The organism is Pseudomonas farris, assembly GCF_019145235.1.
Classification (GTDB): Bacteria; Pseudomonadota; Gammaproteobacteria; order Pseudomonadales; family Pseudomonadaceae; genus Aquipseudomonas; species Aquipseudomonas farris.
Window position 1 is genome coordinate 401,043 of record NZ_JAHSTV010000005.1, and the last position, 21,384, is coordinate 422,426.

A 21,384-nucleotide genomic window follows, 5' to 3' on the forward strand; every position below is an offset into this window, starting at 1 on the left:
GATTTTCGACGAATACGGCACACTATCTACCGCCCGAGCAAACGCTCGGTTTTTTTCACTCACGCAGAAGCCGTATGACCCGTTCCCCGTTTCGCCGTCTTGTGTTTGGCACCCTGCGCCGACTGCTGTACCTCTGGGTTCGCTCGGAGACGATCAATCAGTCGTCGTTCACCCTTAACCTCGACCGCAGCCGGCCGGTGTTCTACGTCCTGCAAAATCCTTCATTGACCGACCTCGCCGTGGTCGATACCGAATGCAGCAAGGCCGGCCTGCCCCGCCCGGTATTGCCAGTATCGGTGGGCGCGTTGGTAGAGCCCGCCGCATTCTTTTACCTGACGCCGGAGCCCGACTGGCTCGGCCGTCAGGACAAGCGCGGTGCGCCACCGACCCTGACCCGTCTGGTCAGCGCCCTGAGCCAGAACGCCGCCGAAGACGCGCAGATCATTCCGGTCAGCGTGTTCTGGGGCCAGTCGCCGGACAGCGAATCGAGCCCGTGGAAACTGTTGTTCGCCGACAGTTGGGCGGTCACCGGGCGTTTGCGTCGGCTGCTGAGCATCATGATTCTGGGGCGCAAGACCCGGGTGCAGTTCTCGGCGCCGATTCATTTGCGTGAACTGATCGATCACAACAAAGGCCACGAGCGCACCGTGCGCATGGCCCAGCGGATTCTGCGGGTGCACTTTCGCAACCTGAAAGCCGCGGTGATTGGCCCGGACATTTCCCACCGCCGCAACCTGGTCAAAGGCCTGCTCAATCAGCCGTCGGTCAAACAGGCGATCCTCGACGAAGCCGAGCGCGAGAACATCTCCCCGGAAAAAGCCAAGGCACAAGCCTTGCGCTACGGCAACGAGATCGCCTCGGACTACACCTACACCGCGATCCGCTTTCTGGAAGTGGTGCTGAGCTGGTTCTGGAACAAGATCTACGACGGGATCAAGGTCAACCACATCGAAGGTGTGCAGAAAGTCGCCCAGGGGCACGAAGTGATCTACGTGCCGTGCCACCGCAGCCACATCGACTACCTGCTGCTTTCCTATCTGCTGTTCCGCAACGGCCTGACTCCGCCGCACATCGCCGCCGGGATCAACCTCAACATGCCTGTGATCGGCAGCCTGCTACGACGTGGCGGCGCGTTTTTCATGCGCCGCACCTTCAAGGGCAACCCGCTCTACACCTCGGTGTTCAACGAATACCTGCATACCCTGTTCACCAAAGGCTTCCCGGTCGAGTACTTCGTCGAGGGCGGCCGCTCGCGCACCGGGCGCATGCTGCAACCGAAAACCGGGATGCTCGCGATCACCCTGCGCAGCTTCCTGCGTTCGTCGCGCATGCCGATCGTCTTCGTGCCGGTGTACATCGGCTACGAGCGCGTGCTGGAAGGCCGCACCTACCTCGGCGAATTGCGTGGCGCGAGCAAGAAGAAAGAATCGATTTTCGACATTTTCAAAGTCATCGGTGCGCTCAAACAGCGCTTCGGTCAGGTTGCGGTCAACTTCGGAGAGCCGATCAAACTGGCGGAGTTCCTCGACAGCGAACAGCCAGACTGGCGCCAACAGGAACTCGGTCCGCAATTCAAACCGGCCTGGCTCAACGAAACCACCAACCGCCTCGGCGAGAAAGTCGCACAGCATTTGAATGAAGCGGCGGCGATCAATCCGGTGAATCTGGTGGCCCTGGCGTTGCTGTCCACCAGCCGTCTGGCGCTGGATGATCGCGCTATGGCGCGGGTGCTCGATCTGTATCTGGCGCTATTGCGCAAGGTTCCCTACTCCTCGCACACCACCCTGCCGGAGGGCGACGGTCGGGCGCTGATCGAGCATGTGAAGGACATGGACCTGCTGTCCGAGCAAAGCGATGCGCTGGGCAAGATTCTGTACCTGGATGAACAAAACGCTGTCCTGATGACCTACTACCGCAACAACGTGCTGCACATCTTCGCGTTGCCTTCGTTGCTGGCGAGTTTCTTCCAGAGCACCTCACGCATGAGCCGCGAGCAGATCCTGCGCTACACCCGCGCGCTGTATCCGTACTTGCAATCGGAGCTGTTCATTCGCTGGACGCTAGATGAACTCGATGGCGTGGTCGATCAATGGCTCGAAGCCTTCGTCGAGCAAGGCCTGCTGCGTTTCGAGAAAGACGTGTACCTGCGTCCGGCACCGAGCTCGCGGCATTTCGTGCTGTTGACGCTGCTGTCGAAAAGCATCGCCCAGACCTTGCAGCGCTTCTACATGACCGTTTCCTTGCTGCTCAACAGCGGCCAGAACAGCATCAGCGCCGAAGAACTCGAAGACCTGTGCACGGTCATGGCCCAGCGCCTGTCGATCCTCCACGGCCTGAACGCCCCGGAGTTCTTCGACAAGAGCCTGTTCCGTCACTTCATCCAGACAATGCTGGACCTCGACGTGCTGCGCCGCGACGAGGCCGGCAAGTTGAGCTATCACGAACTGTTAGGCGAACTGGCCGAAGGCGCCGCCAAACGGGTATTGCCAGCGGAGATCCGCTTGTCGATCCGTCAGGTGGCGCTGCATCGCAGTGAAGATGCGGCGGATCAAGTCGCGGCTCCCGCGCAGACCGTCTAAATTCCTACAGGCGCCAGGCTTCTTCTGGCGCCTTTGATACGGAGATCTTTGATGAAAAAACTCTCTCTTGTTCTGCTGACTGCCCTGCTCGGTGCCTGTCAGTCGACACAACCGATCGCCAACGCCAGCCTCGACGGCGAAGTGTTCTACTTGCAACGCATTGCTCTGCCACCGAACGCGACCTTGAGCGTCAGCTTGCAAGATGTGTCCTTGGCCGACGCACCGGCGGTAGTGCTCGACGAGCAGAAAGGCCCGGTCAAGGGCCAAGTGCCGTTGCCATTCCATTTGAGCTACGATCCGGCGCAGGTCAAACCCGGCCATCGCTACTCGGTCAGCGCCCGCATCGAAGTGGACGGCAATCTGATGTTCATCACCACTGAAAATCACGCCGTGAAACTGGACGGCAAAGATCCGCAACCACTGAAAATCCGCGTCGACGCAGCACGTTAACTCTCTTTTATGAACAAGGAAGCCGCCATGCTCCGCCCTACCCTTCGCTTCGCCGGCCTGTGCGCAGGCTTGATGATCTGCGCCAACGCCCTGGCCCTGTCGCTCAATGACCTGTCGCAACAAGATGCCACCGGCGGTCTCAAGGACGCCCTGACTCAAGGCGCGCAACTGGCCGTTAAACAACTCGGCACACCCGGCGGCTTCAGCAACAACCCGGACGTGAAGATCGAACTGCCGGGCAAGCTGGGTAAAGTCGCCAAGAAAATGAAACAGTTCGGCATGGGTGATCAGGTCGATCAACTGGAAACCAGTATGAACAAAGCGGCTGAAACGGCCGTGACGCAAGCCCAGCCGATCCTGGTAGATGCGGTGAAGAAAATGACCGTGGAAGATGCCAAGGGGATCCTCAGCGGCGGCAAGGACTCGGCCACTCAGTACCTGAGCAAAAGCAGCCGCGAACAGATCCGCACCAAGTTCCTGCCGATCGTCAAACAAGCCACCGATCAAGTCGGCCTGGCGCAGCAGTACAACGCATTCGCCGGACAAGCCGCGACCTTGGGCGCGCTGGATGCGAAAAATGCCAACATCGAAAGCTATGTGACCGAGCAAGCGTTGAACGGTTTGTTCGAGATGATTGGCAAGCAGGAAGAAACCATTCGCCAGAACCCTGCGGCGGCGGCGACCGGTTTGGCGAAGAAGGTGTTTGGTACGCTCTAAACCTCAACTCCGATCCTGTGGGAGCGAGCCTGCTCGCGATTGCGGTGTTTCAGCCACAGTTGATGTCGACTGACACAGCCTCATCGCGAGCAAGCCCGCTCCCACGAAAATCAGATCATCGACGCTGCCCGCAGAAAGAATACCCACTCGCGCCCCATCTTCCTTTTCTCGAACACCTTCAACTCGACCAACCCGTTCAGGGTGGCCGACGCGGTGTTGTAAGAGCAGTTCAGATTCTCCTTCACATTGACCGCCGTGAACTCCTTGGCCATTCCACTCTTGGCCACTTGGTATACGGCTCGCTGTTTCTCGGTGAGCTGGTCGAAGAAACCTGACTCCAGCAGCCATCGATCAAAGCTTTCGGTGTAGGCAAGGCTTTTTCGATAAGCCTCAGTAAAAGCGCTGACTGCCCGGAAGATCACTGAACACTGGAAGTCGATGAAATAGGTCATGTCCAGATCATCGGCCTCGGTATTCAGATACGAGCGCCCATATTTCACCGGCGCATTGCGCAGCAACAGGCTAATCGCGATGTAGCGAAAGGCCGAAAAATCATTCTTGAACATGAACCAGTAAAACAGTGCCCGCGCGACCCGACCGTTGCCATCGCGAAAAGGATGCTCATAGCCCAGCGCAAAATGCAGCGCGATACCTTTGATCAATGGATGAAGGTAATCCACTTGATCGGGATCGTCGTGAGACTGGTTGATCCACTTCGACAGCACCTGCAATCGTGACGCGAGTCCCGCTGCGGGGGGCGGCGTATGAACAGTGTTGCCCTCACCGTCCTGCACCACCACGTCATCGTTGATCCTGAAAGCACCCGGTGAATATTGCGGGTCATCGATACCTTCAACGCCAACACGATGCATCGCCGTGATCAGTTCGATGCTCAAGGGGTCATAACGCTTTTCCCAAGCGAAGTTCATCATCTTGTAGTTGCCGATGACCATCCGCTCATCCGGCGTACGCGGCAGGCGTTTGCGCTTGAGCATGTCCTTGGCCACGCGGGTGGTGGTCGCCGCACCTTCGAGCTGGCTGCTGCTGATGGCTTCGTCTTCGATCAGATCGTTGAGCAGATAGCTGAAATGCGCTCGTTCGCCGATCTGTCCGGTCATGTATTCAAGGGCTGCCGTCGTCGCTTGTCGATCAACGGCCGAAACAGCTTTCTGGGCCAATGGGGTCAGCACAAATTTCCCCCACTGAATGGGCTCGCCCAATGGCAAAAGGCTGGAATACTGCGCGGTCCGGGCTTTCTTGACCAAGGCCCAGCACAGATTCGAATCCAGCCCCGGCGCCCAGCGGTAGCGCAACTCATCGAACGGAAGATAGCGCCCCTGATCGTCCAGAGGCTTGAGCAGTGCGAGGTAGTCCGAGAGGCGTTCCTTGTGGGGAGATTGCCCCAAACGATCGAACACCGGGTCGGATCTGCCCTTCAGCATGGGCGGCTTTTTCATTATTGGTGTCTCAACAACTCACGAAATTGAGTCTTGAGTACACCAGTGCACCTACGTTGACTCAATATCAGACGGATCTGAAATATGTGTAGGAGCCTGGACCACCTTCGCGGGCAAGCCTCGCTCCTACAGTGGAGCTGCGTATACACGCCCCAAAGAGTCAGACCGGCTCTTGCTTGACCCTGAACCAAGCCGCATACAACGCCGGCAAAAACAGCAACGTCAACGCCGTCGCCACAATCAGCCCGCCCATGATCGCCACCGCCATCGGCCCGAAAAACACGCTGCGCGACAATGGAATCATCGCCAACACCGCCGCCAACGCCGTCAGCACAATCGGTCGGAAGCGTCGCACCGTCGCCTCGATAATCGCCTGCCAAGGCTTAAGCCCGGCCGCGATATCCTGCTCAATCTGATCCACCAGAATCACCGAGTTACGCATGATCATCCCGGACAAGGCGATCGTCCCCAGCATCGCCACAAAACCGAATGGCTGGCGGAACACCATCAGAAACAGCGTCACACCAATCAGCCCCAGTGGCGCCGTCAGAAACACCATCACCGTGCGTGAGAAACTGCGCAGTTGCAGCATCAGCAACGTCAGCACCACCACGATAAACAGCGGCACACCGGCCTTCACCGAGTTCTGCCCACGGGTCGAGTCTTCCACCGTACCGCCGACGTCCAGCAGATAGCCGTCTGGCAGCTCGGCGCGAATCGGATCGAGGGTCGGCATGATTTGCTGCACCAGCGTCGCCGGTTGTTCTTTGCCATAGATGTCGGCGCGAACCGTCACGTTGGGCAGGCGGTTGCGGTGCCAGATGATGCCCTCTTCGAAACCGTATTCCAGCGTTGCGATCTGCGACAGCGCCACGCTGCGACCGTTGTCGGTCGGCACGGCCAGGCTTGGCAGCAACGCCAGTTCGGTGCGCTCATGCACCGTGCCGCGCAGCAGGATTTCGATCAACTCGTTGTCTTCGCGGTACTGGCTGACGCTGGCACCGGTCAGCGAGCTTCGCAGGAAACCCGAGAGGTTTGCCGTGCTCACCCCCAGCGCCCGCGCGCGGTCCTGATCGACGTTCAGGTAAACGACTTTGCTCGGCTCCTCCCAGTCCAGATGCACGTTGACCACGTGAGGATTCTCGCGAACCTTGGCCGCAACTTTGCGCGCCAGGGCACGGACGTCTTCGATGTGTTCACCGGTGACCCGGAACTGCACCGGATAGCCAACCGGCGGGCCATTCTCCAGCCGCGTGACCCGCGAACGCAGGGCCGGAAATTGTTCGTTGAGGGTTTCGATCAGCCAGGTGCGCAAGGTTTCGCGATCCTCGATGGTTTTGGCCAGCACGACAAATTGCGCAAAACTCGCTGCTGGAAGTTGCTGATCCAGCGGCAGGTAGAAACGCGGCGAACCGGTGCCGACGTAAGCCACGTAGTTGTCGATCCCGGCGTGATCCTTGAGCAGGCCTTCAAGGCGTTTGACCTCCTCGGCGGTGTTGCTCAAAGACGCCCCTTCGGCCAGTTTCAGATCAACCATTAACTCCAGTCGCCCCGAAGCCGGGAAGAACTGCTGTGGCACGAAACGGAACAGCACCACTGACGCGACGAACATCACGATGGTCAGGACGATCACCGTTTTGCGCCGACGCACGCACCATTCCACCAGCCGTCTGACGCGCTGATAGAACGGCGTGCCATAAGGGTCGGGTTGGCCGTCGCCGATGCCATGCTTGGCGGCGTGAATTTTCGCCAGATCCGGTAGGAGTTTTTCCCCCAGATAAGGCACAAAGACTACGGCGGCAATCCACGATGCCAGCAACGCGATGGTCACCACCTGGAAGATCGAACGGGTGTATTCGCCGGTGCCCGATTGCGCGGTGGCAATCGGCAAGAAACCGGCCGCGGTGATCAATGTGCCGGTGAGCATCGGGAACGCGGTGCTGGTCCAGGCATAGCTGGCGGCTTTGACCCGGTCGAAGCCCTGCTCCATTTTGATCGCCATCATTTCCACGGCGATGATCGCGTCGTCCACCAGCAACCCCAGCGCCAGCACCAGCGCGCCGAGGGAAATCTTGTGCAGGCCGATGCCTAAGTAATACATGCAGGCGAACGTCATCGCCAACACCAGCGGAATCGCCAGTGCTACGACCATGCCGGTGCGCACACCGAGGGAGAAGAAACTCACCAGCAACACAATCGCCAGCGCCTCCACCAATACCTGAACGAACTCGCCGACACCGGTTTTCACCGCGGCGGGTTGATCGGACACTTTGCGCAGCTGCATGCCGGCCGGAAGGTTCTTCTGGATTCGGGCGAATTCGACTTCCAGCGCCTTACCCAGAATCAGAATGTCGCCGCCATCCTTCATGGCCACCGCCAGACCGATGGCGTCTTCAGCCATGAAGCGCATGCGCGGCGCCGGTGGATCGTTGAAGCCACGGCGAACGTTCGCCACATCGGCGATGCGGAACGTGCGATCACCCACGCGGATCGGGAAGTTCTTGATCTCATCGACCGTCTGAAAATTCCCCGAAACCCGTAGCTGCAAACGCTCGCTGGTGGTTTCGAAGAAGCCTGCGGTGGACATCGCGTTCTGCTCTTCAAGCGCCTGCTGCACCACCGCCAACGGCAACCCGAGGGTGGCCAGTTTGACGTTGGAGAGCTCGATCCAGATCTTCTCGTCCTGCAGCCCGAGCAGATCGACCTTGCCCACATCCTTGACCCGTTGCAGCTGAATCTGGACACGGTCGGCGTAGTCCTTGAGCACCGCGTAATCAAAACCTTCGCCGGTCAGGGCGTAGATGTTGCCGAAGGTGGTGCCAAACTCATCGTTGAAGAATGGCCCCTGGATGCCCGGTGGCAGGGTGTGGCGAATGTCGCTGATCTTCTTGCGGACTTGATACCAGAGCTCCGGGATTTCCACCGAATGCATCGAATCCCGAGCGATGAACGTGACCTGAGACTCACCCGGGCGGGAGAATGAAGCGATCCGGTCGTACTCGCCGGTTTCCATCAGTTTCTTTTCAATACGCTCGGTAACCTGGCGCGACACTTCCTCGGCCGTGGCCCCCGGCCAGGTGGTGCGAATCACCATGGCCTTGAAGGTGAACGGCGGGTCTTCGCTTTGGCCGAGCTTGGTGTAGGACAACGCGCCGACGACGGCCAGCAAAAGCATCAGGAACAGGACGATCTGACGGTTACGCAGCGCCCATTCGGAAAGATTGAAACCCATCGGGGATTACTCCTTGTGCGCCAGATTGACCACGCGGTTGGAGCGATCCACCGGGCGCACTTGCTGCCCGTCGTGAAGCACATGAACACCGGCCGCCACCACCCAGTCGCTGGCATTCAGGCCTTCGAGCACCGGCACGGTTTTCTCACCGAATGCACCGACCCGAACCGGGGCTTTTTTCAAGGTGTTGTTGGCGCCGACCACCCACACATAAGTGGCACCGTTTTCCGCGGTGACCGCCGACAGCGGCACCGACAACGACACCACATCGGCGGTCTGGATGAACACCCGGGCGCTCTGGCCGAGTTCGGCGGGAACCTTGCCGGCGGTAAAAGCGATACGGGCGGCGAAGGTGCGGGATTTCGGATCGGCCGCAGGCGACAGTTCACGGATGCGTCCGGGGAAACGTTGATCGGGCTGGGTCCAGAGTTCCACCGAGACCGGCTGGCCGACCTTGAAACGACCGAAGCTCTGCTCCGGCAGGCTGATCAACACTTCACGCTCGCCATCGGTGGCGAGGGTAAACACGGTTTGCCCGGCCGCGACCACTTGCCCGACTTCTACCGCACGTTTGGCCACCACGCCATCCTGGGGCGCGCGCAGCACCGCGTAACTGGCCTGATTGGTCGATACGTTGAATTCGGCTTTGATTTGCTTGAGGCGTGCTTCACCGGAGCGGTAGAGGTTTTCCGCGTTGTCGTACTGCGAACGGCTGACCATTTGCCGCTCCATCAGGGTCTTATAACGATCGCGCTCGGCGCGCACCAGGCTCAGGTTGGCCTCGGCGGCCGCGACTTGGGCACGGGTGGCTTCCAGTTGCAGGCGCACGTCCTGAGGATCGAGTTCCGCCAGAGGCTGGTCAGCCTTGACCCGCTGGCCTTCCTCGACCAGTCGTCGGCTGACTTTGCCGCCAATGCGGAAGGCCAGATCTGGCTCATAGCGCGCGCGGACTTCACCGGGATAACTTTCCATGGCCTGAGCCGAGGGCTCTGGCTGTACGACCATGGCCGGGCGGACGGTGACTTGAGGCGCCTCTTCATGGCCACACGCAGACAATAAAAAAGCCAGACTGACCGGCAATGCGAGGGGCAAGGCATAGCGGAACATGGAGAAGGACCTTTCGCTAATGGTGCTTGGAATAATTATACTGACCAGTATGTTATTAATAGCAAACTCACCAGTCCAGTATTAAAGCGAAGAATGTCGAACAATCTTTCAACACCCAGTGGTCCGGGCCGTCCCAAGGATCTGGCCAAGCGCCAGGCAATCCTCGACGCGGCGAAAATCCTGTTTCTGAGTAAGGGATACGCCAACACCAGCATGGATGCCGTGGCGGCCGAGGCCGGCGTGTCGAAGCTGACGGTCTACAGCCATTTCAATGACAAAGAGACGCTGTTTGCCGCCGCGGTGATGGCCAAGTGCGAGGAGCAACTGCCAACGCTGTTTTTTGAGTTGCCGGACGGCATTGCCGTGGAAACCGTGCTGCTGAACATCGCGCGCGGCTTTCATCAGCTAATCAACAGCGACGAATCGGTGAACCTGCACCGGTTGATGGCGACGCTGGGCAGCCAGGACCCGAAACTTTCGCTGATTTTCTTCGAGGCCGGGCCAGAACGCATGCTGCACGGCATGGAGCGGTTGTTGACCAAGGTCAATCAGAGCAGCGCGTTGAGCATCGATAAACCGCGCAATGCGGCAGAGCATTTCTTCTGCCTGCTCAAGGGCGCGGGGAATTTCCGCTTGCTGTATGGCTGCGGCGAGCCGGTGACCGGGGATGCGGCTGAAGCCCATGTGCGGGAAGTGGTGGGGTTGTTTATGCGGGCTTATCGGCCGGACTCGGCCTGATAAATTGAGGTGTCTGCGCTGACGCCTTCGCGAGCAAGCCCGCTCCCACATTGGATCTCCGGTGTACACAAAATCTGTGACCGACAAAGGTCCAATGTGGGAGCGGGCTTGCTCGCGAAGCAGGCGACATGGTCTTAGGGCTTGAGCGCTTTCTTCGGATAAATATCGTATCGGCTGGACTTGCCATCCAGCGCGTGACTCGGCTTCGGCCCGTCGATGCACGGCGCCTTGCGTGGGCGTTTGACCACCACCCGGTGACTGGCCAGGGCCAAAGCCGCTTCGAGCAATGCCGGCGCATCCGGGTCATCGCCTACCAGCGGCCGGAACAGGCGCATTTCCTTCTTCACCAACGCAGTTTTCTCACGATGGGGAAACATCGGGTCGAGGTAGATCACCTGCGGTGGCTCGCCTTCCCAGTTGCGCATCACCTCGATCGAATTGCCCTTGAGCAAACGCATCCGCGCCACGATCGGCGCCACGTCGAAATCTTCCGCGCCGCGCGCCAGGCCATCTTCCAGCAACGCGCCGATCAGCGGCTGGCGCTCGATCAGGCTCATCTCGCAGCCCAGGCTGGCCAGCACGAACGCGTCCTTGCCCAGCCCCGCCGTGGCATCCAGCACGCGCGGGCGCACGCCTTGGGCGACGCCGACCGCTTTGGCGATCATCTGACCGCTGCCGCCACCGTATAACCGACGATGGGCCGCGCCGCCCTCGACAAAATCCACCCGCACCGGTCCCGGTGCGTCCGGCCCCAGTTGTTGCAGCTGCAACCCCTGCTCGCCCACCTGCAAGGCAAACTCGCCGTCATCCACCTGCAACGGCAACCCCAGGCGCTCGGCCCATTGCTCGGCCTGTGGCTGAAAGGTCGTGCCCAAGGCCTCGACATGGATGCGGCAGGCCGCAGGTTGCTCAATCATGGGAAAACACGCTCAAAAAATTAATGATCGGCAAAAACGGCCGATAACCAAACTATCGAGCATTTTGCCAGAGCTGAGCGTCGACCGAGAGAAATGTCAGACATTCAACGCACATCGATAGGTTACATCTCGCCCCACGGCGATTTTGGCCTGCGAAATTCCCAAGCACTGAGCGGCGTCAGTCACCTGTGGCAGGATTTTTTTGCCCAGGCCCTGGCCGATCAGTCGGGCGATGTCGTGCCGGAGTCTCTCAACTTTCCGCCGGTTGATCTCGACAGCCCGGTCGAACCGACCGTTGGCAGCGAGCTGCTGGCGCACATCATTTCCCAGCGCGAATGTGATGTGATGGAAACACCAGTCCGCCCACCCGAACCACTGTTCCTGCCGATTGCCGAGTTCGAAATGGACCTGGCCGATAAACCTTTCCCGCCGTTCCCGCCGGAAGAAATCGTCGCGCAACAGAAACAACAGGACTTCGACAGCGGCTGGGTACGCCCGATTGTGCTCACCGCCGGTCAACCACTGCCGGAGCCTGGCACCGCACCGCAACCGCGACCGCTGCACTTGCCGATCGCCGAGTTCGAGCTCGACCTGCTGGACAAACCATTCCCGCCGTTCTCGCCCGAAGAGCTGGTGGAGCAACAAAAACAATTCGATTTCGATAACGGCTGGGCGCGCCCGATCGTTCTGCAGAACCTGCGCATCGCCGCGTAACCCTCAGCGACACCGCCACCACGGCCCGACATCCACATGAAAGTGATTGCGATGGGCGGCGTTGTAGTCCGGGCTCAACACCACGCTGAACATGTCGCAAGCGCCGTCGCGGACCTGATGGAGAAATCTCCCGTCCTGGTTATCCTTCGGCCAATCCTTGAGCACGCTGATGAATCGACCATCCGCCAGCCGGAATCCAGTGATATCCAGTGCATCAGCCGTGGCATGCTGGCTGCGTCTGCCGTTTTCGCGGTTGTAGACGTTGCGACAGGCGAAGCTGCCGAGATGGTCGACCCGTTTCACCCCCTGTCCGTAGACCGCCTGAGCCGTCGGTTGCAGGGCGTGGCGTTCGAACAAAGCGAACGCCACAGCCAGACGGCAACTGGCGAGGAAACTGCTGCTCAGCGCCGCCTCGCCACCTTGCACACGCAAGGCGTTGGTCAACGGGCAGGCCGCGTCCGGGCTGTCGGCCTGACGGGCCACCCGCAAATCTGAGCTGCTCAGCGCCTGGTCGCATAACTGCGGATCATCGCGTAGACGCATCAGTTTGTAGCGGGTCAGCAGGTTCGGTTCGGCCTTTACGTCCAGCGGCGCCCATGGGTTCCATTGCGGGGGAATGGAAACCCAGCCGCGCCAGACGCTCAACCCGGCAGCGCCGATGATCAACAGCACCAGCAACAGCCCCCACCGAAACCGCATCGTCAGCCTTTGAACAATTGATTGGCCTTCTGGAACGGCATCGACCGAGAGGTGAAGCCGAAGGTCCCGTGTTGCTGGATTTCCTCGGCAGCCCGGAAGAACTCGCCATACGCCGCCAGGGCCAGGGCCGAACCGACGCTAATGCGCTTGACGCCCATTTCACTCAACTGCTCGACCGTCAGCTTGAGCCCGCCAGACATCAACACATTGACCGGTTTCGGCGCCACCGCGCGGACCACCGCCAACACTTCTTCAGCGCTGCGCAGGCCCGGTGCGTAAAGCACGTCGGCCCCCGCCTCGGCGAATGCCTGCAAGCGGCGAATGGTATCGTCGAGGTCAGGATTGCCGTGTAGAAAATTCTCGGCACGCGCCGTCAGCACAAAGGGGAAAGGCAAACTGCGGGCCGCCGCGACGGCCGCTTCGATACGCGCCACGGCATGCTCGAAGCAGTAGATCGGACCGTCCTCACGCCCGGTGGCATCTTCGATCGAACCGCCGACCGCACCGACCTTTGCCGCACGCACAATACTTTGAGCGCAGTCGGCGGGGGCGTCGGCAAAACCGTTTTCGAGATCCACTGCTACCGGCAGATCAGTGGCCGCGACAATCGCTTCAACGTTCGCCAGGGTTTCATCGAGCGTCAGCCCACCATCGGGACGGCCCCGGGAAAACGCGTAACCGGCACTGGTGGTCGCCAGCGCCTCGAAGCCAAGGCTGGCGAGCATCTTCGCCGATCCGGCGTCCCAAGGGTTGGGAATGACAAAAACGCCCTCACGTTCGTGCAGTGCTTTGAACGCCTGGGCTCGAAGGGTTTGCGCATCCATTGGCAGGCTCCTGAAAGGGAAATAACCCGCTTCAGAGCAAGCCAAGTTGCTCGGCGGCGGGCTCTCTGTATAGCTCAGGCAGCGGCGGCAAGCCAGGCAAACGCAGCATCAGTTGTGCGTGAAAACGTTGTGCCAGTTTCGCTGCCAGCAGGTTATCGGCGGTGTGCAGGAAGATATAGGGCGTGCGGCCCTCTTCGATCCAGACTGCGATTTTCTCGACCCACGGCACCAGGAATGGATCGTTGGCTTCCAACTGCGGATGGCCGATGAAACGCACCTGTGGAAACTGAGTAAACGCAGCAGGTCGAGGCGGCACCCGGGGCTTTTTCGATTGGGCGTGGAGCACCGAAGGATCGGTCGAGGTGCAGCTGAACAGCGCTCGCGGATCGAGGCAGATGCGCTCGACACCGCGGTCCAGCAATAGACGATTGAGCATCCGCTCAGCATCGCCCTTGGCGAAAAACTCATCGTGCCGCACTTCGACCGCCAGAGGCCGGTCCACCGCGTCGATAAAACCGGCCAGCTCGGACAAGCGTTGAGGGGTGAAGCTTTTCGATAATTGCAGCCAGAGGGGAGAAACCCGTTCACCCAGAGGGCTGAGCAATTGCAGGAAGGTTTCGGCGGCGGTCAGCTGGTCGCGCAGGTCGCCGCTATGGCTGATGTCACCGGGGAACTTGGCGGTGAAGCGAAAGTGTTCGGGCATGGTTTCGGCCCAACGCTGCACGGTGGCGGCAGAGGGGCTCGCGTAGAAGGTCGTATTGCCTTCCACGGCGTTGAACACTTGAGAATAAAGATTGAGAAACTCGGCGGGCCTGGCGTCTTGTGGATACAAGTAATCGCGCCAGGCGTTTTCACTCCAGGACGGGCAGCCGAGGTAGTAAGGCAGCATCAGATGTACAGGTCGAGACCCATTACATCCGCATCCCAATCGACAAAAGTGGCGGTGCTCAGGTAACTGGCCAGTGCCATCGCCACGCTTTTGCTCATGGCGCGGTGATAAATCATGTCTTGTTGACGAGCGGGGAGATTGCTCAGCCGTTGCGCGGAGGCTTTGGCGGCGCGGGCGGCCAATTGCTCTTCGGTGGGGAGTTCCAGCTCGCCGTCGATATCGACGGAGTCATCCTCCACGACATGGCCTTTGCGAGGCTTGCGCTTGATGGGGTAGGACTGGGAGGAAACGCCGTCTATACGCATGAGTACATGTCCGGTATCAGTGATGGCAGCTTAGTGGCACATAGCCCACTTCGCAAACTGCCGAGTGATAACTAGAACACAGAAAAGCGAAAAGGTTTAAAAGCGCAGGAGAGAAAATGACGATTCGCGCTGGCTGGTAGACCGCCATCGCGGGCAAGCCCGCTCCCACAGGATCTCCGCTAACCCTGTGGGAGCGGGCTTGCCCGCGATTGGACTCGCTCGGTCTCGGAAGTTAACGCGCTTTGGGCGTCGCAACTTTATCGCGCAGATACACCGGCTGCGCCTGATCGGCCACGATCGCTTCGCCGCGTTCCCAGGCAAAGCGCGCCAGGGTCAGCAGGTCTTCGGCGTGAGGCAGCATGCCCGCGTCCTGCCCGCTCAGGTTGACGGCAATGCGCTCGACATACCCCCAACCGGTGCCTGCGCCGAACCACTCGCCGCTGGCATCGGCTGGCAACGCAGCGGCTTCCGGTGGCAGTACCGCTTCGTTGCCCACCAGTCGCATCTCCCCCGCCGTTTCGCGGTAGCAACCCCAATACACTTCATCCATGCGCGCATCGATGGCCGCCGCGACCTGGCTGACGCCGTGTTCGCGATAGGCCCGCTGGGCGAGAACGGCGAGGTTGGAGACCGGCAACACCGGGCGATCCAGCGCAAACGCCAAGCCCTGGACCACGCCGATAGCGATCCGCACACCGGTGAACGCGCCCGGACCACGGCCGAACGCAATGGCATCGACCGCTTGCAGCGTGGTTCCGGCATCGGCCAGCAGTTGCTGGATCATCGGCAGCAGCTTCTGCGCATGCAGGCGCGGGATCACCTCGTAATGACTCGTGACTTTGCCGTTATGCAGCAAAGCAACGGAGCAAGCTTCAGTCGCGGTGTCCAGGGCCAGCAAGGTGCTCATCGATGTTTCCGTAAGAGAGGTCAGAAAAAGTGCGCCAGTATAAACAACTACGGCCCGCAAGCGGGCCGTAGAAGATGAAGCCGATCAGACTTTTCAGCTCAGTGCTTCAAGCACCTTGCCGGTGATCGCTTCTACCGAGCCAACACCTGGGATATGGCTGTATTTCGGCTTGCCCTTATCAGCGGCCAGCCCTTGGTAGAACTCCACCAGTGGTTTGGTCTGGGAGTGGTAGACCGACAGGCGATGACGCACGGTTTCTTCGGTGTCGTCCTTGCGCTGCACCAGCTCTTCACCGGTGATGTCGTCTTTGCCGGCGATTTTCGGCGGGTTGTAGACGGTGTGGTACACGCGGCCGCTGGCCTCGTGAACGCGACGACCGGCGATACGCTGAACGATTTCTTCGTCATCGACGGCGATTTCGACCACGTTGTCCAGTTCCACACCAGCTTCAACCAACGCTTCAGCTTGCGGAATGGTGCGCGGGAAACCGTCGAACAGGAAACCGTTGGCACAGTCAGGCTGCGCGATACGGTCCTTGACCAGAGCGATGATCAGATCGTCAGAGACCAGACCACCGGCATCCATGATGCCTTTGGCTTTAACACCCAGCTCGGTACCGGCTTTTACAGCGGCACGCAGCATGTCGCCGGTGGAGATTTGCGGAATGCCGAATTTTTCGGTGATGAACTTAGCCTGAGTACCTTTACCGGCCCCGGGAGCTCCCAGCAGAATGACGCGCATCGATGTGCTCCTCAATTTTTTATATAGATAACGTCAGATTCGCCTCTTGGGGCCAATCTCAAAAATAGGATCGCGACCGCCCAAACGGCCAAAGGCTGATCAAGATACACAGCAGGCCCTGCCCACACAAGCCGCCGAAAGTCGGAGAAACCCGCGCCTGAGGAGACCCTGCCAAGGGGTGACCCAAGTCGCAACCCCATCATTAACTGTCGCGTGGCAGACCTTTTCGACCGCTCGCCAACAGGCACTCGACGCTCGCGTCGGGTGCCTGTCCCCCACGATGAAAACCTTAGCCGGTATTTCGCAAACCGGCGGCAATCCCCGCCACAGACACCAGTAACGCCTGTTCTACCGGGCTGCCCTGAGCCACATCCTGTTGCCGCGAACGTGCCAACAGTTCGGCCTGCAATAGATGTAGCGGGTCGAGGTAAGTGTTGCGCAGGCGGATGAATTCAAGGGTAGCTGGGCTATGTGCCAGTAGCTGCGACTGACCGGTCAACCCCAGGACCACCGCACAGGCCTGCGACAATAGGTCGCGTAAATGCGCCCCCAAAGGGAGCAGATCCGGCTCGACCAGGCGCTCATCGTAAGATTGGGCGATATCGGCGTCGGCCTTGGCCAGCACCATTTCCAGCATATCGATGCGGGTACGGAAGAACGGCCACTGCTCGCGCATTTGCCCCAGCAACTCACCTTCGCCGCGCTCCAGCGCCTTGCTCAATGCCGCTTCCCAGCCAAGCCAGGCCGGCAACATCAGGCGCGTCTGGGTCCAGCCGAAGATCCATGGAATGGCGCGCAGGCTTTCAATCCCGCCAGCGCGGCGCTTGGCCGGGCGGCTGCCCAAAGGCAAACGCCCCAACTCCTGCTCTGGGGTGGATTGGCGGAAATACTCGACGAACTGCGGATTCTCTCGCACCACGGCGCGGTAAGCCTTGACGCCATCGGCGGCCAATTCGTCCATCAAATGGCGCCAGGCAGGCTCAGGGGGTGGCGGCGGGAGCAAGGTCGCCTCCAGCACCGCCGCCAAGTACAGATTGAGGTTTTGCTCGGCGATGTCCGGCAGGCCAAATTTGAAACGAATCATTTCCCCCTGCTCGGTGGTGCGGAAACGCCCCGCCACCGACCCCGGCGGCTGCGACAGAATCGCCGCGTGCGCCGGACCGCCGCCACGGCCCACGGTGCCACCGCGACCGTGGAACAACAGCAGTTCCACTTGCTGTTCGCGACAGATGTCGACCAAACGCTCCTGCGCCCGATACTGCGCCCAGGCCGCCGCTGTAGTGCCGGCGTCCTTGGCCGAGTCGGAATAACCAATCATCACTTCCTGCGGCCCTTGCAGGCGCGAGCGATAGCCCGGCAGCAGCAAGAGTTTTTCGATCACCGGGCCAGCGTTATCGAGGTCGGCGAGGGTTTCGAACAGCGGCACCACGCGCATCGGCCGCAATACGCCGGATTCTTTGAGCAGCAATTGCACGGCCAGCACGTCGGAAGCGGCACCGGCCATGGAAATCACATACGAACCGAGGGAAGCTCCCGGTGCCGCGGCGATTTCCCGGCACGTCGCCAGCACTTCGGCGGTGTCGGCAGACGGCTTGAAGTACGCCGGCAGCAACGGCCGGCGATTGTTCAGTTCGCGCATCAGGAAGGCGATGCGCTCCTCTTCGCTCCAGTCCTCATAACGGCCCAGGCCGAGGTAATCAGTGATTTCGGTCATGGCCGCCGTGTGGCGAGACGAGTCCTGGCGCACATCGAGGCGCACCAGAAACAGCCCGAAGGTCACCGCACGGCGCAGGCAATCGAGCAACGGGCCATCGGCGATGACGCCCATGCCGCACTCATGCAGCGAGTGGTAGCACAGCTCCAGCGGGTCCAGCAGGTCGCGGTTGTTTTGCAGCACATCGGCCGACGCTGGCGTGGTTGCCGTCAGGGATGCGTGGGCCCAATTACGGGTCGCGCGCAGGCGTTCACGCAATTGTTTGAGCACTGCGCGGTAAGGCTCGGCACTGTCGCCGGCCTTGGCTTTCAACTCGTCACTGGCCTGCTGCATCGACAACTCGGCGGCGAGGTGATCCACATCGCGCAGATACAAATCGGCGGCCATCCAGCGCGCCAGCAGCAACACTTCGCGGGTCACGGCGGCGGTGACGTTGGGGTTGCCGTCGCGGTCGCCGCCCATCCATGAGGCAAAGCGAATCGGCGCGGCCTCCAGTGGCAAGTGCAGGCCGGTGGCGGCATGCAGGGCCTGATCGGCTTTACGCAAATAGTTGGGAATCGCCTGCCACAGCGAATGCTCGATCACCGCAAAGCCCCACTTGGCTTCGTCCACTGGCGTGGGGCGGGTGCGACGGATTTCTTCGGTGTGCCAGGCTTCGGCGATCAGGCGCTGCAACTTCGTCTTGATCTGCTCGCGCTCGGCGCTGGTCAGGTCACGGTGATCCTGGGCGGCCAGTTGCGCGGCGATCGCGTCGTACTTCTGGATCAGCGTGCGACGCGCCACTTCGGTGGGGTGCGCCGTCAATACCAGCTCGATTTCCAGCCGCCCCAATTGCCGCGCCAGGGACTCGGCATCATGGCCCGCAGTCAGCAGGCGAGCGAGCAGTTCCGGTAACACTCGGGCCTCGAACGGCTCGGGCTGCGACTCTTCGCGGCGATGAATCAGCTGATATTGCTCGGCGATATTGGCCAGATTGAGGAACTGGTTGAACGCCCGCGCCACCGGCAGCAACTCGTCTTCGCTCAACTGGTTGAGGCTGGCGCTCAGCTCGGCGTCCATCGAACCGCGACGATCAGCCTTGGCGCCTTTGCGGATCTGCTCGATCTTGTCGAGAAAGTCGTCCCCGTACTGTTCACGAATGGTGTTGCCCAACAGCTCACCCAACAGGTGAACGTCCTCGCGCAAGCGTGCATCAATATCGGTCATCAGCAGTTCTCCAGCGAAAATCCGGGCGGCTATGCTTGGTTATTAGAGGCTCTGATAGAGAGTGCCGTCGTAAAGCGCTTCTTACAAGCGGACGACTAAGGGACTTCACCTGACGCTAGTCTCAATAATAAGCCGTACAACGGCTTGCCGCCGGCCACCGCCGGAGACTCACCCGGCCTGCCACGAGCAGGTGCGCAATGAGGTTATTATGAAAATCCGCGAGCTCGCCAAGCATTGGGAAGAAAACGCCAAGGGTCGCCTGACCGACTCGGGCTACACGATTCGTCTGGACGTGGAAGCCGCCGCACGGCTGGCAGCGATTATCGAGATGTACCCCAAGCGGCACCCCGAAGAACTGCTCGGTGAGCTGATCGGCGCCGCCCTGGAAGAGCTCGAAGCGAGTTTTCCGTACGTGCAAGGGTCAACGGTGGTGGCCACTGACGAAGAAGGCGATCCGCTGTACGAAGACGTTGGAGCGACGCCGCGCTTTCTAGCCTTGTCCCGTCGTCATTTACACGATTTGTCGGACGATAACGACAAGCAAAAACACTGAATTTGCCGCCGAACGTGTGGGAGCGGGCTTGCTCGCGAAAGCGGTGTGTCGACAACAGAGATGTTGAATGTTAAGCCGCTTTCGCGAGCAAGCCCGCTCCCACATTGGCTTGCATACTCCTTCGATAATTGCGTATTCCCGGGCCATGAAACGATCGGGTATACCACTGCATATCGCTAAAATTCCCCGTTTAGAGCCTTGTCTTCTCGATCAAGTTTTTTCGGGCGATAGGCCATCTTCTCTGAACTTTTGAAAAACACTTCGGGTCAACCCAGTAACCACGCCTGGGACGGCCGTTTAAGAATGCTCTGGAAATTGAAGGTTGCGGCTCCTTGCCCAGGATGGATTCAGATGTTTTTCAGGAGTTATCCAATGGAGTTGAAGACCATGAAGACCAGCACTGCCCCATCCTCGTTCACCCACCTGCGCGGTCTCAAACTGGCGGCCCTGGCCATCGGCAGCAGCTTCGTACTGGCCGGTTGCGCCGGTAACCCGCCGAGCGAGCAATACGCCGTGACCCAATCGGCCGTGAACAACGCCGTCAGCGCCGGCGGTACCGAATTCGCCGCCGTGGAAATGAAGGCCGCTCAAGACAAGCTCAAACAAGCCGAAATCGCCATGCACGACAAGAAGTATGACGAAGCCAGAATGCTGGCCGAGCAAGCCGAGTGGGACGCCCGTGTCGCCGAGCGCAAGGCCCAGGCGATGAAGGCCGAACAAGCTGTGAAGGATTCCCAGAAAGGTGTTCAGGAACTGCGTCAGGAAAGTCAGCGCACCGTGCAGTAAGCGCGCATCCCGATTTCCAGACCTGAAACTCTTATCGATAGAAAGGACGAACCATTATGCGCAAACAATTGATGATCCCCGCCCTCCTGGCCGCAAGCGTTGCACTGGCTGCCTGCTCCACACCGCCCAACGCGAACCTGGAACAAGCCCGTACCAACTACACCGGCCTGCAAGCCAACCCGCAAGCGAGCAAAGTTGCGGCGCTGGAAACCAAAGACGCCAGCGAGTACCTGGACAAGGCCGAAAAGGCTTACCTGGACCGGGAAGACCAGGCCAAGGTCGACCAACTGGCTTACCTGACCAATCAGCGTGTTGAAGTGGCCAAGCAGACCATCGCCCTGCGCACCGCTGAAAACAACCTGAAAAATGCCGCGGCACAACGGGCCCAGGCTCGTCTGGATGCCCGCGACCAGCAGATCAAACAACTGCAAGACAGCCTGAATGCCAAACAGACCGATCGTGGCACGCTGGTGACGTTTGGTGATGTGCTGTTCGCCACCAACAAGGCGGAACTGAAGTCCAACGGTTTGGTGAATATCAACAAACTGGCGCAGTTCCTTCAGGAAAACCCGGACCGTAAAGTGATTGTCGAAGGCTATACCGACAGCACCGGCTCGGCGCCTTATAACCAGTCGCTGTCCGAGCGTCGTGCGACCTCGGTGCAAGTGGCCCTGATCAAGATGGGTGTCGACCCGGCGCGTATCGTGGCCCAGGGTTATGGCAAGGAATACCCGGTTGCGGAGAACTCCAGTGTTTCGGGCCGCGCGATGAACCGTCGGGTGGAAGTGACCATTTCCAACGACAACCAGCCGGTCGTCCCGCGCTCGGCGATCAGCGCCAAGTAAGCGG

General features: G+C 60.1%; 19 protein-coding genes. 8 read left to right on the forward strand and 11 right to left on the reverse strand.

Going from position 1 to position 21,384, the window contains the following annotated elements; genetic code table 11:
• Nucleotides 1–74: 74 nt before the first annotated feature.
• The 3 genes from plsB to KVG95_RS13220 are packed head-to-tail and all read left to right on the forward strand — an operon-like array spanning nucleotide 75 to nucleotide 3,746.
• Nucleotides 75–2,579: a glycerol-3-phosphate 1-O-acyltransferase PlsB gene (gene plsB, locus KVG95_RS13210; RefSeq protein ID WP_217856751.1), complete on the forward strand. Its 2,505-nt coding sequence runs from the start codon at nucleotides 75–77 to the stop codon at nucleotides 2,577–2,579.
• Between the two features lie 51 nt (nucleotides 2,580–2,630).
• Nucleotides 2,631–3,029, forward strand: a complete 399-nt coding sequence (locus KVG95_RS13215) for a YbaY family lipoprotein (RefSeq protein ID WP_217856752.1) — start codon at nucleotides 2,631–2,633, stop codon at nucleotides 3,027–3,029.
• Between the two features lie 27 nt (nucleotides 3,030–3,056).
• The gene (locus KVG95_RS13220; protein ID WP_217856753.1) at nucleotides 3,057–3,746 is read left to right on the forward strand and encodes a DUF4197 domain-containing protein; all 690 of its coding nucleotides are present in this window, start codon (nucleotides 3,057–3,059) and stop codon (nucleotides 3,744–3,746) included.
• Between the two features lie 110 nt (nucleotides 3,747–3,856).
• Here KVG95_RS13220 and KVG95_RS13225 read toward each other — a convergent pair whose 3' ends face one another.
• The 3 genes from KVG95_RS13225 to KVG95_RS13235 all read right to left on the reverse strand — a co-directional run bounded on the left by KVG95_RS13225 (nucleotide 3,857) and on the right by KVG95_RS13235 (nucleotide 9,542).
• Nucleotides 3,857–5,203 (reverse strand): Fic family protein, encoded by a 1,347-nt coding sequence (locus tag KVG95_RS13225; protein ID WP_123719865.1) that lies wholly within the window; start codon nucleotides 5,201–5,203, stop codon nucleotides 3,857–3,859.
• Between the two features lie 160 nt (nucleotides 5,204–5,363).
• Nucleotides 5,364–8,435 (reverse strand): efflux RND transporter permease subunit, encoded by a 3,072-nt coding sequence (locus KVG95_RS13230; protein WP_217856754.1) that lies wholly within the window; start codon nucleotides 8,433–8,435, stop codon nucleotides 5,364–5,366.
• A 6-nt stretch (nucleotides 8,436–8,441) separates the two neighbouring features.
• Nucleotides 8,442–9,542: an efflux RND transporter periplasmic adaptor subunit gene (locus KVG95_RS13235; protein WP_052967484.1), complete on the reverse strand. Its 1,101-nt coding sequence runs from the start codon at nucleotides 9,540–9,542 to the stop codon at nucleotides 8,442–8,444.
• Between the two features lie 93 nt (nucleotides 9,543–9,635).
• Between KVG95_RS13235 and KVG95_RS13240 the strand changes: the two genes are divergently transcribed.
• Nucleotides 9,636–10,280: a TetR/AcrR family transcriptional regulator gene (locus KVG95_RS13240; RefSeq protein ID WP_217856755.1), complete on the forward strand. Its 645-nt coding sequence runs from the start codon at nucleotides 9,636–9,638 to the stop codon at nucleotides 10,278–10,280.
• 134 nt (nucleotides 10,281–10,414) lie between these two features.
• Here KVG95_RS13240 and KVG95_RS13245 read toward each other — a convergent pair whose 3' ends face one another.
• Entirely contained in the window at nucleotides 10,415–11,197 is a 783-nt protein-coding gene (locus KVG95_RS13245) for a class I SAM-dependent methyltransferase (RefSeq protein ID WP_008012270.1), read from the reverse strand.
• Nucleotides 11,198–11,290: 93 nt separating this feature from the next.
• Between KVG95_RS13245 and KVG95_RS13250 the strand changes: the two genes are divergently transcribed.
• Nucleotides 11,291–11,911 (forward strand): energy transducer TonB, encoded by a 621-nt coding sequence (locus KVG95_RS13250; protein ID WP_217856756.1) that lies wholly within the window; start codon nucleotides 11,291–11,293, stop codon nucleotides 11,909–11,911.
• Between the two features lie 3 nt (nucleotides 11,912–11,914).
• On the opposite strand, the gene KVG95_RS13255 is transcribed toward KVG95_RS13250, so the two are convergent.
• From KVG95_RS13255 to ppc, 7 genes are all read right to left on the reverse strand, one after another.
• Nucleotides 11,915–12,610, reverse strand: coding sequence for an extensin-like domain-containing protein (locus tag KVG95_RS13255; RefSeq protein WP_217856757.1), 696 nt, complete (start codon nucleotides 12,608–12,610; stop codon nucleotides 11,915–11,917).
• Nucleotides 12,611–12,612: 2 nt separating this feature from the next.
• The gene (locus KVG95_RS13260; RefSeq protein WP_217856758.1) at nucleotides 12,613–13,434 is read right to left on the reverse strand and encodes an isocitrate lyase/PEP mutase family protein; all 822 of its coding nucleotides are present in this window, start codon (nucleotides 13,432–13,434) and stop codon (nucleotides 12,613–12,615) included.
• A gap of 31 nt (nucleotides 13,435–13,465) precedes the next feature.
• On the reverse strand, nucleotides 13,466–14,326 hold the full coding sequence (locus KVG95_RS13265) for a DUF72 domain-containing protein (RefSeq protein WP_217856808.1): 861 nt from the start codon (nucleotides 14,324–14,326) through the stop codon (nucleotides 13,466–13,468).
• Nucleotides 14,323–14,628: a hypothetical protein gene (locus tag KVG95_RS13270; RefSeq protein WP_217856759.1), complete on the reverse strand. Its 306-nt coding sequence runs from the start codon at nucleotides 14,626–14,628 to the stop codon at nucleotides 14,323–14,325. Before KVG95_RS13270 ends, KVG95_RS13265 begins: the two co-directional genes overlap by 4 nt.
• Before the next feature lie 232 nt (nucleotides 14,629–14,860).
• Nucleotides 14,861–15,535 (reverse strand): tRNA (adenosine(37)-N6)-threonylcarbamoyltransferase complex dimerization subunit type 1 TsaB, encoded by a 675-nt coding sequence (gene tsaB / locus KVG95_RS13275; RefSeq protein WP_217856760.1) that lies wholly within the window; start codon nucleotides 15,533–15,535, stop codon nucleotides 14,861–14,863.
• A 93-nt stretch (nucleotides 15,536–15,628) separates the two neighbouring features.
• The gene (gene adk / locus KVG95_RS13280; protein ID WP_038979124.1) at nucleotides 15,629–16,276 is read right to left on the reverse strand and encodes an adenylate kinase; all 648 of its coding nucleotides are present in this window, start codon (nucleotides 16,274–16,276) and stop codon (nucleotides 15,629–15,631) included.
• Nucleotides 16,277–16,565: 289 nt separating this feature from the next.
• The gene (gene ppc, locus KVG95_RS13285; protein ID WP_038979123.1) at nucleotides 16,566–19,196 is read right to left on the reverse strand and encodes a phosphoenolpyruvate carboxylase; all 2,631 of its coding nucleotides are present in this window, start codon (nucleotides 19,194–19,196) and stop codon (nucleotides 16,566–16,568) included.
• 208 nt (nucleotides 19,197–19,404) lie between these two features.
• Here ppc and KVG95_RS13290 point away from each other — a divergent pair, with 208 nt between their 5' ends.
• The 3 genes from KVG95_RS13290 to lptF all read left to right on the forward strand — a co-directional run bounded on the left by KVG95_RS13290 (nucleotide 19,405) and on the right by lptF (nucleotide 21,380).
• The gene (locus tag KVG95_RS13290; RefSeq protein ID WP_123360651.1) at nucleotides 19,405–19,749 is read left to right on the forward strand and encodes a pilin assembly protein; all 345 of its coding nucleotides are present in this window, start codon (nucleotides 19,405–19,407) and stop codon (nucleotides 19,747–19,749) included.
• A gap of 372 nt (nucleotides 19,750–20,121) precedes the next feature.
• The gene (locus KVG95_RS13295; protein WP_052967474.1) at nucleotides 20,122–20,535 is read left to right on the forward strand and encodes a DUF4398 domain-containing protein; all 414 of its coding nucleotides are present in this window, start codon (nucleotides 20,122–20,124) and stop codon (nucleotides 20,533–20,535) included.
• A 56-nt stretch (nucleotides 20,536–20,591) separates the two neighbouring features.
• On the forward strand, nucleotides 20,592–21,380 hold the full coding sequence (gene lptF / locus KVG95_RS13300; RefSeq protein ID WP_217856761.1) for a lipotoxin F family OmpA-related lipoprotein LptF: 789 nt from the start codon (nucleotides 20,592–20,594) through the stop codon (nucleotides 21,378–21,380).
• Nucleotides 21,381–21,384 lie beyond the last annotated feature (4 nt).

Coding starts and splice junctions, on each gene's coding strand:
- KVG95_RS13220 (WP_217856753.1), top strand. CDS start 3,057: ATGCTCCGCCCTACCCTTCGCTTCGCCGGCCTGTGCGCAGGCTTGATG.
- KVG95_RS13295 (WP_052967474.1), top strand. CDS start 20,122: ATGGAGTTGAAGACCATGAAGACCAGCACTGCCCCATCCTCGTTCACC.
- KVG95_RS13290 (WP_123360651.1), top strand. CDS start 19,405: ATGAAAATCCGCGAGCTCGCCAAGCATTGGGAAGAAAACGCCAAGGGT.
- KVG95_RS13245 (WP_008012270.1), bottom strand. CDS start 11,197: ATGATTGAGCAACCTGCGGCCTGCCGCATCCATGTCGAGGCCTTGGGC.
- KVG95_RS13215 (WP_217856752.1), top strand. CDS start 2,631: ATGAAAAAACTCTCTCTTGTTCTGCTGACTGCCCTGCTCGGTGCCTGT.
- KVG95_RS13230 (WP_217856754.1), bottom strand. CDS start 8,435: ATGGGTTTCAATCTTTCCGAATGGGCGCTGCGTAACCGTCAGATCGTC.
- adk (WP_038979124.1), bottom strand. CDS start 16,276: ATGCGCGTCATTCTGCTGGGAGCTCCCGGGGCCGGTAAAGGTACTCAG.
- lptF (WP_217856761.1), top strand. CDS start 20,592: ATGCGCAAACAATTGATGATCCCCGCCCTCCTGGCCGCAAGCGTTGCA.
- KVG95_RS13235 (WP_052967484.1), bottom strand. CDS start 9,542: ATGTTCCGCTATGCCTTGCCCCTCGCATTGCCGGTCAGTCTGGCTTTT.
- KVG95_RS13240 (WP_217856755.1), top strand. CDS start 9,636: ATGTCGAACAATCTTTCAACACCCAGTGGTCCGGGCCGTCCCAAGGAT.
- KVG95_RS13250 (WP_217856756.1), top strand. CDS start 11,291: ATGTCAGACATTCAACGCACATCGATAGGTTACATCTCGCCCCACGGC.
- KVG95_RS13255 (WP_217856757.1), bottom strand. CDS start 12,610: ATGCGGTTTCGGTGGGGGCTGTTGCTGGTGCTGTTGATCATCGGCGCT.
- KVG95_RS13225 (WP_123719865.1), bottom strand. CDS start 5,203: ATGAAAAAGCCGCCCATGCTGAAGGGCAGATCCGACCCGGTGTTCGAT.
- KVG95_RS13270 (WP_217856759.1), bottom strand. CDS start 14,628: ATGCGTATAGACGGCGTTTCCTCCCAGTCCTACCCCATCAAGCGCAAG.
- tsaB (WP_217856760.1), bottom strand. CDS start 15,535: ATGAGCACCTTGCTGGCCCTGGACACCGCGACTGAAGCTTGCTCCGTT.
- KVG95_RS13260 (WP_217856758.1), bottom strand. CDS start 13,434: ATGGATGCGCAAACCCTTCGAGCCCAGGCGTTCAAAGCACTGCACGAA.
- ppc (WP_038979123.1), bottom strand. CDS start 19,196: ATGACCGATATTGATGCACGCTTGCGCGAGGACGTTCACCTGTTGGGT.
- plsB (WP_217856751.1), top strand. CDS start 75: ATGACCCGTTCCCCGTTTCGCCGTCTTGTGTTTGGCACCCTGCGCCGA.